Source organism: Mesorhizobium sp. B2-7-3 (assembly GCF_006440715.1).
GTDB classification, from domain to species: Bacteria; Pseudomonadota; Alphaproteobacteria; order Rhizobiales; family Rhizobiaceae; genus Mesorhizobium; species Mesorhizobium australicum.
Genome location: NZ_VFTY01000011.1, coordinates 234,817 through 243,142, shown reverse-complemented (window position 1 = coordinate 243,142; position 8,326 = coordinate 234,817). Strand labels below are relative to the sequence as shown.

The 8,326-nt window shown below is 65.6% G+C and carries 4 protein-coding genes; all 4 read left to right on the top strand.

The genetic code is table 11. The annotated features are described in order from the left end of the window. The first annotated feature begins 2,280 nt into the window (after positions 1-2,280). Complete coding sequence (locus tag FJW04_RS30480; protein WP_181173041.1) at positions 2,281-2,460, top strand: hypothetical protein; 180 nt, start codon at positions 2,281-2,283, stop codon at positions 2,458-2,460. Between the two features lie 220 nt (positions 2,461-2,680). After that, positions 2,681-4,972: a peptidase domain-containing ABC transporter gene (locus FJW04_RS24035; protein ID WP_140717135.1), complete on the top strand. Its 2,292-nt coding sequence runs from the start codon at positions 2,681-2,683 to the stop codon at positions 4,970-4,972. 83 nt (positions 4,973-5,055) lie between these two features. Then, positions 5,056-6,417, top strand: a complete 1,362-nt coding sequence (locus FJW04_RS24030) for an HlyD family type I secretion periplasmic adaptor subunit (protein WP_246673997.1) — start codon at positions 5,056-5,058, stop codon at positions 6,415-6,417. A gap of 159 nt (positions 6,418-6,576) precedes the next feature. Further along, positions 6,577-8,181 (top strand): SEL1-like repeat protein, encoded by a 1,605-nt coding sequence (locus FJW04_RS24025; protein ID WP_246673995.1) that lies wholly within the window; start codon positions 6,577-6,579, stop codon positions 8,179-8,181. Positions 8,182-8,326: the final 145 nt, after the last annotated feature.

The window sequence follows — 8,326 nt, the reverse complement described above, 5'->3', positions numbered from 1 at the left end:
TCGACCGGCGCAACCGGAGCCACAGGCGCGACCGGTGATACGGGCGCCACAGGTTCGACGGGCGCGACCGGAGCCACGGGTGCGACCGGTGATACGGGTGCCACAGGCTCGACCGGAGGAACCGGGGCCACAGGCTCGACCGGCGATACGGGTGCGACGGGCTCGACTGGAGCCACAGGCAATACAGGCGCCACTGGTTCGACTGGAGCTCCAGGCTCGACCGGCGCAACCGGAGCCACAGGCGCGACCGGTGATACGGGCGCCACAGGTTCGACGGGCGCGACCGGAGCCACAGGTGCGACTGGCGCAACTGGAGCCACAGGTGCGACTGGCGATACGGGTGCCACGGGTGCGACCGGTGATACGGGTGCAACAGGTTCGACTGGAGCCACAGGCGATACAGGCGCCACTGGTTCGACTGGAGCAACCGGAGCCACAGGTGCGACCGGCGACACGGGTGCCACAGGCTCGACCGGAGCAACAGGCTCCGCCGGAGCTACAGGTGATCCAGGCGCCACGGGTTCTACTGGTGCAACCGGAGCCACAGGTGCCACTGGCTCGACCGGTGCCACGGGGTCCACTGGTGCGACAGGTCATACCGGTGCAACCGGAGCGACCGGCTCAACCGGTGCCACGGGTTCCACTGGCGCGACTGGCCATACCGGAGCGACTGGCTCGACGGGTGCTACGGGCTCGACCGGTGCGACAGGTCATACCGGTGCAACCGGAGGGACCGGCTCAACCGGTGCCACGGGTTCCACTGGCGCGACTGGTCATACCGGTGCCACCGGAGCAACTGGAGCGACAGGTTCGACCGGTGCGACTGGCGCGACAGGGGCAACAGGCGCCACGGGCTCAACGGGGGCGACTGGCTCGACGGGTGCTACGGGCTCGACCGGAGCGACAGGCTCGACTGGCTCGACTGGAGCAACCGGTGCTACTGGGTCTACCGGTGCAACCGGCTCCACAGGTGCCACTGGTTCTACCGGGGCGACAGGAGCAACGGGTTCGACGGGTGCCACAGGCTCGACCGGCGCGACTGGCTCGACCGGAGCAACAGGCTCGACCGGGTCGACTGGAGCAACCGGTGCCACAGGGTCTACCGGTGCAACCGGCTCCACAGGTGCGACCGGTTCTACCGGGGCAACGGGTTCGACGGGTGCTACAGGCTCGACCGGGTCGACTGGAGCAACCGGTGCCACAGGGTCTACCGGTGCAACCGGCTCCACAGGTGCGACCGGTTCTACCGGGGCAACGGGTTCGACGGGTGCCACAGGCTCGACCGGCGCGACAGGTCATACCGGTGCAACCGGAGCGACCGGCTCAACCGGTGCCACGGGTTCCACTGGCGCGACTGGTCATACCGGTGCCACCGGAGCAACTGGAGCGACGGGTTCGACCGGAGCGACTGGCTCGACAGGGGCAACAGGCGCCACGGGCTCAACGGGAGCGACGGGCTCGACCGGTGCGACAGGTCATACCGGTGCCACAGGAGCAACTGGAGCGACAGGTTCGACCGGAGCGACTGGCTCGACAGGGGCAACAGGCGCCACGGGCTCAACGGGAGCGACTGGCTCGACGGGTGCTACGGGTTCGACTGGTGCGACAGGTCATACCGGAGCGACTGGCTCAACCGGTGCGACAGGTCATACCGGAGCGACTGGCTCAACCGGTGCCACGGGTTCCACTGGTGCGACTGGCCATACCGGAGCGACGGGCTCGACGGGTGCTACGGGCTCGACCGGTGCGACAGGTCATACCGGTGCAACCGGAGCGACAGGCTCGACCGGAGCAACAGGCTCGACTGGAGCAACCGGTGCCACTGGGTCTACCGGTGCAACCGGCTCCACAGGTGCCACTGGTTCTACCGGGGCGACAGGTGCCACCGGCTCGACGGGTGCCACAGGTTCGACCGGTGCCACCGGGTCGACTGGCTCGACCGGAGCAACCGGTCCGACCGGCTCGCCTGGTCCAACAGGGTCGACTGGCCCGACCGGTTCGGGTGGTGGTGAGACTGGTAGTCACGGCAACAACGGCCACGGCAACGGAGAACAGCCCGCGCCGGGTAATTCCGGAGATCATAACAATGCCGACAACAGCTCACACCAAGGTCAGGGCAACTCTGGCAACGGAAACGGCGGTTCCAAAGCCAACGTCACCGCCAGCACGCTGGGCCTCAAGGACACGACGCAATTCCTGCCGTCGAGCTCGGCCGGCAACGGCAGTGACCCCGGCGGCCAAGCGTCGTTCCGCAACCTGATCGGGCTTGCAGCCAAATCGGTGACGACAGACCTGCTCAACGTCCTCAAGACGATCAGCGGATCTGGTCAGAACCAAAACAAGCCGACGGGGGCGAGCACGGATCTTACTTCCGACCAGACTAAGCCTGGCGCCGGCTACGCCAGCAACGACCATGCCGTCAAGACGACCCTGAAGGATCTCTTGAAGCCACATGAGTGAGCGGCGAACGGACTGGACGGTGACTGGTCAAGGTTGAAAAGGACGCGCGGGCTTTGCTGGAAATCGGCACCCCGCGCGTTCATCATCTCGAAAGAGGAAAAGCCATGAGAGTCGCGCTCCCGATCAGTTCGGAGTACAGTGCGCCTGCCAGGAACCTCGGCAGAAACGCCTCGGCCTGGCAATTGTGGATCGTTGGCGCTGCGTACCGGATGAGAAGCCTGTGGTAAACGTTCCCGTAAATGCCGACAATCAGCCGCTCCGGATCCGCGCCGGGACCGAGGTCGAGGCTGCGGCGGACCAGGCCGACGGCCAGAATGCGCCCGGCGGTCCCGCCGAGCTCGACCAGCTCGGCGCGCGCCTCAAGGCCGTACTGGGGGCCGCCCGCTATCACGGCGTCGAACTCGATCCCTCGGAATTCAGGACGGCCAACCCGGTCCCGAGCGCCGCCGATCTCTCCGAGTGGGCGCAAAACGCCGGCATGTGGTCGCGCGCCATACGCATCCGCTGGGCCCACCTCTTGCGCTTCCAGGACACCGGACCGGTCGTCCTGTTGTTCAACGATGGCGGCGCGGGTCTCCTTACCAACGCGAGCGCCGAGCGCAACGTCGTCTTCCTCAAAAGTGCTGACGCGCCAGACGACGGCGAGGTCACCGCCGTCGACGAGCTGCGGCTGTCCCAGGTGTGGACGGGCGAGGCCGTGCTGCTGCGCCCTACTCGGTCGCATGTGGCGGCGGATGCGCCTTTCACCCTGCACTGGCTGGCCGAACTGGTGCGGCTCGAAAGCCGCCCCCTGCGCGACATCGCCATCGCCTCGTTCACGCTCAGTGTCCTTACTATCTTGCCGCCGCTGATGGTCATGACTTTGGTCAACAAGGTGCTGCAGTTCAACAGCCTGTCCACTCTGGTGCTCTTGTCCGCGGTGATTGCCGTGGTTTTCGTCTACGAGACCCTGCTTGGCCATGCGCGGCGGCTGATCATCAACGTCGTCGGCGCCCGTCTCGACACCAAGCTGCATCTGCACGTCTTTAGCCGGCTGCTGCGCCTGCCGCTCGACTATTTCGAGCGCCATCCGGCCGGCGAGACGATGTATCACCTCGCCCAGGTCTATCGCATCCGCGAATTCCTGACCGGAAAGCTCCTCAGCACGTTCCTGGATCTGATCACGCTGTGCGTGCTGGTGCCTGTAATGTTCTATATCAACGCCACGCTGGCCTGGATCGTGGTGGCCTGCGCGGTCGTGATCATGCTGATCATCCTTGCCTATCTCAAACCGCTGCGCCGCAGGTACCAACGGGTGGTCGAAGCCGAGACCTGGAAGTCGGCGGCGCTCGGCGAAACTGTCGTCGGCATCAAGACAGTGAAGGCGCTCGGCCTTGAGCCGCAGCGCAAGGCGCTCTGGGATGAACGGGTGGCGGAAGCGGGAAAGGCCCGTCTCGCCTTCGGCCAGCTCGCCAGTTGGCCGCAGACCTTGGTCACGCCGATCGAACGCGTGATGGTGCTCGGCACCATGCTGATCGGCGCCTATCTCGCCATGAACGACCGCTCCGGCTACATGGTCGGCAGCCTGTTCGCCTTCATGATGATCTCCCAGCGCGTGGCGCAGCCGCTGGTCGGCCTGGCGCGACTGGTTGAAGACTATGAGGAGGTCGGTGCGGCCATCGGCGAGGCAGCGTCGGTTCTCAACCGGCCCCTGGAGAGCAGCTCGAATTCCACCGGCCTGAGACCCAAGCTCGTCGGCGAGGTGGCGTTCAGCGACTTGACCTTCAGCTATATCGCTACAAAGACGCCGGCGCTCGACCGGGTCAGCTTCCACATCCCTGCCGGCACTATGTTCGGTATTGTCGGGCGCAGCGGGTCGGGAAAATCGACCATCGCTCGCCTCCTGCAGGGCATCAACCGTGACTACAGCGGCTTCCTCAAGCTTGACGGCGTCGACCTCAAGGAGATCAACCTGCGCCATCTTCGCCAAGGGCTCGGCGTGGTGCTGCAGGACAATTTTCTGTTCCGCGGCTCGATCCGTGACAACATCATCGCCGGGCGCCCAGGGCTGACGCTTTCCGACGCCATGCGTGCCGCGCATCTCGCCGGTGCCCAGGAATTCATCGAGCGGATGCCCAATGGTTACGATACCTACATCGAGGAAGGCTCGCCCAATCTGTCAGGCGGTCAAAAGCAGCGGCTGGCGATCGCGCGCGCCCTCATCCACGATCCGACAATCCTCATCCTCGACGAAGCGACCAGCGCGCTCGACCCCGAGAGCGAGGCAGTGGTCAGCGCCAACCTCATGCGCATCGCCAGCGGGCGCACCATGATCATCGTTTCGCACCGGCTGTCCTCGCTGACAGAATGCGACAACATCCTGGTCATGGATCAGGGTAAGGTGCTCGACGTCGCGCCGCACGCGACGCTGCTCGAGCGATGCACGCTCTACCGCCAGCTGTGGTCGCAGCAAAACCGGCACCTCGATGGCCGCCAAGGCCGTCCGGTCGCCATACCGCCTCGGTTGGTTTGACGATGCCAAGAGAATCTACGCTTCAGGTCCGGTAACCCATGAGTAGCACCTCGCTCATCGCCCTCCCCGCCCGGCGGCAGCGGATGGAAACGAGGGATCCGACAAGCCCGGCCATACTGGAGTTCCAGTGGCCGTCAAGCGCCGTCACCAATGCACCCATTCCGCGCTCGGCGCGCGGCATCGTCTGGATCATTGCGAGCCTCGTCATGGCGCTGATCGCCCTGGCAGGACTAATACCGGTCGATCAGGTTGTGACGGCAAGGGGGCTGGTGGTGTCAAACGCGCCCAACATCCTGGTGCAGCCGCTGGAGACGGCGATCGTGCGTTCCATCGACGTTCGTGAAGGACAGCACGTTCAGGCCGGTCAAGTGCTTGCTCGCCTCGATGCGACCTTTGCTTCAGCCGACCTGGCGGCGCTTGCGATGCAGGTTTCGACACTTGAAGCCGAAGTGGCGCGCCTGAAGGCGGAAGCAGACGGCAAGGTCTTCAACTATGACGGTCTGGACCCAAGCTGGACCCTGCAGGCATCGATCTTTGAGCGCCGCAAGGCGGTCTACGATGCCAAGGTCGAAAATTTCGACCGCCAGCGCGACGAACTCGGGTCCGTGATCTCGCGTTCGCTGTCGGACGCCGACGGCTACCGCCAGCGGCTCGCTGTGGCGGCCTCGATCGAACAGATGCGCAAGCAGCTCGAAGCACGGCAGGTGGGCAGCCGCCTCAACACACTGCTGGCCGAAGATAATCGCGCCGAAATGTCCCGGTCGCTTGGCAATGCCGAGCAGACGGCCCAAGCCGCAAGGCTCCAGCAGCAGGCCGTGGCCGCCGAGCGCGACGGCTACATTCAGGGATGGCGAGCCGATGTCTCGCAAAGTCTCTCGGAGGCGAGTTCGCGGATATCCGACGCGCGCGAACTTCTCAACAAGGCAAAGCTGCGCAAGCAGTTGGTTGAATTGAAGAGTGAAGCCGACGCCACCGTCCAATCGGTAGCCAAGGTCTCGGTCGGTTCGGTACTGCAGTCCGGCGAGCGCTTGATCACCCTCGTACCGGCTAACGCGCCGCTCGAGATCGAGACAAATATCGTCGGCCGCAGCAGCGGCTTCGTCCATGTCGGCGACCAGGTGGTCATCAAGTTCGACACTTTCCCCTATTCGCAATACGGGCTCGCGCATGGCACCGTGCGGACGCTCAGCCCGGATTCCTTTTCTGCCCAGGAGCAAGCGCGCGATCCGAACAGCTCGCTGGCTATGCTGCCTTCCGACGCCGAGCCGTTCTATCGCGTGCGCATTTCCATCGATCAGGTCGCTCTTCACGGCGTGCCTGCCGGTTTCACCGTCAGCCCCGGAATGCCGGTGACCGCCGACGTCAAGGTCGGTCGGCGTACTGTGCTCAAGTACATACTCGCAGTGATGCTCCCGGTCAGCCAGGAAGCGATGCGGGAGCCATAGAGGATCGGAGCAATCAGAGGTTCGGGATCGATGACAATTCTGCATCGGCTGGCTGGACGCGTCTCCCCGGCGGCAGCGTTGCGCCGGTCTATCCAGCTTTTCGACGCCGGCAAACCAGCTGAAGCCTTTCCGCTGGTGGCGGTAGCCGCGCGTGCGGGAATGGTCGAGGCCGAATACCGGGTCGCGCGTTGCTATCTCGAGGGAGCGGGTGTGCCGCCCAGCCGTGTGGAAGGCGCGCGTTGGCTGCTGCGGGCAGCCAATCACGGCAACGCCGGTGCGCAGGCGCTCCTTGCCGCTCTCTACGTGACCGGGCTGGTCCCGGCGGAAGCCGCCAGTAAAGGCGCCGGATCGGAAGAATTGTTCAAACGCGACCGCCCAGGCGAACCGGATTTCACGGCAGCGTTCGAACTGGCCACCAAGGCCGCCGAGGCGGGCTCGCCAACCGGACAGGCTATCCTTGGCTATATCCTCACCAGCGGTCCCAAGCCGATGCGCAACGCAGATGCGGCGCATCACTGGTACGAGAAGTCGGCTTCCGCCGGCTGTGCCGAAGGATGTCTTGGTCTTGCCCTGTCGCTCGCCCGGCGTGGCAATCGCGAACACCGGGTCAGGATTGCGGCCGAGGTGCGGCGCGCGGCCGACGCCGGCCTGCCGACCGCAACCTATCTTCTGGCGGTCCTCACCGAGCACGGGCTCGGCGTCTCACGCGACCTGGCGGCCGCCGCTCGACTCTATCAGGCCGCCGCAGAGAAGGGCCTTCCCTCCGCCCAGTTCCGGCTGGGCTTGGCACTGATTGATGGGGGCCTCGTCGACCATGATCCCGCTGCCGGCGAGGCCTGGATGCGCAGTGCCGCCTTGGCCGGCAACAGCGAGGCCGCCTATCTCCTGGGCGATCGCTATGTGAAAAACCAGCGGCCCGATTTTGCGGAAGCGGCAAACTGGTATCGGCGGGCGGCCGAAGCGGGTCACCAGGCCGCCGCCCGCGCCCTGGCCTCTCTCTACCTAACGGGGAACGGCGTGGCTGAGGACGTCGAAGAGGGAGCACGCTGGCTGCGCGCCTCTGCCAATGCCGGCAATCAGGACGCACAGATCGACCTCGCCAATCTCGTCCTCGGAGGAGCCGGCGAGCCGGACGACGGCGCAAGCGTTGCCGGTTGGTTCGAGGCCGCCGCATCATCGGGCGACCTGATTGCAGCATTCAATCTCGGGCTCTGCTTCGCCAACGGCGTTGGCGTGCGCCAGGACGAGGCACAAGCGGCGCAGTGGCTGAGGCGGGCCGCCGAAGGTGTCGCGGAGGCGCAATATATGTATGCCCGCCTCCTCCAGGATGGCCGCGGCGTGGCGACGGATCCAAGGCAGGCCCGCCTCTGGTTTGCTCGGGCGGGCAAAGCCGGCGTCCTCGACGCACAGGTCGCGCTTGCCGAGATGCTGCTCAACGGGCGCGGTGGCGCCCGCGAGCCAGAGGTCGCAACACAGTTATTCAAGCAGGCCGCTCTCGACGGCCACGCTGGGGCGATGTTTGCGCTAGGTGCGCTGTACGGTGCTGGCCAGGCCCTGCCGGTTGACCACAAGGCGGCGCAGAAATGGTTCGCCGCCGCTGCCGGACGTGGTCATGGCCAAGCCCAACTCATGCTTGGGCGTTACCTCGTCAATGGCCTGGCCGGGGAGTGCGACCCCGCGGCCGGCCGGGTCTGGCTCGAGCGGGCGGCTGGCTGCGGCGTCAGTGAAGCGGCCGACGAACTCGCCGAGCCCATATCTGGTTGAGCTTTGCCGATTTTGTCAACAAACCGTCAGGCTCGTGGCGCGCGCCCGCTGAGGTGGCCTCGTGCGGACACGTCCAGAGCTTGCAAGCCACCGGGGTGACCGCTGCGGTCATCGCCTGAAGCGCTTCGCGTCGAGACGGATTTCA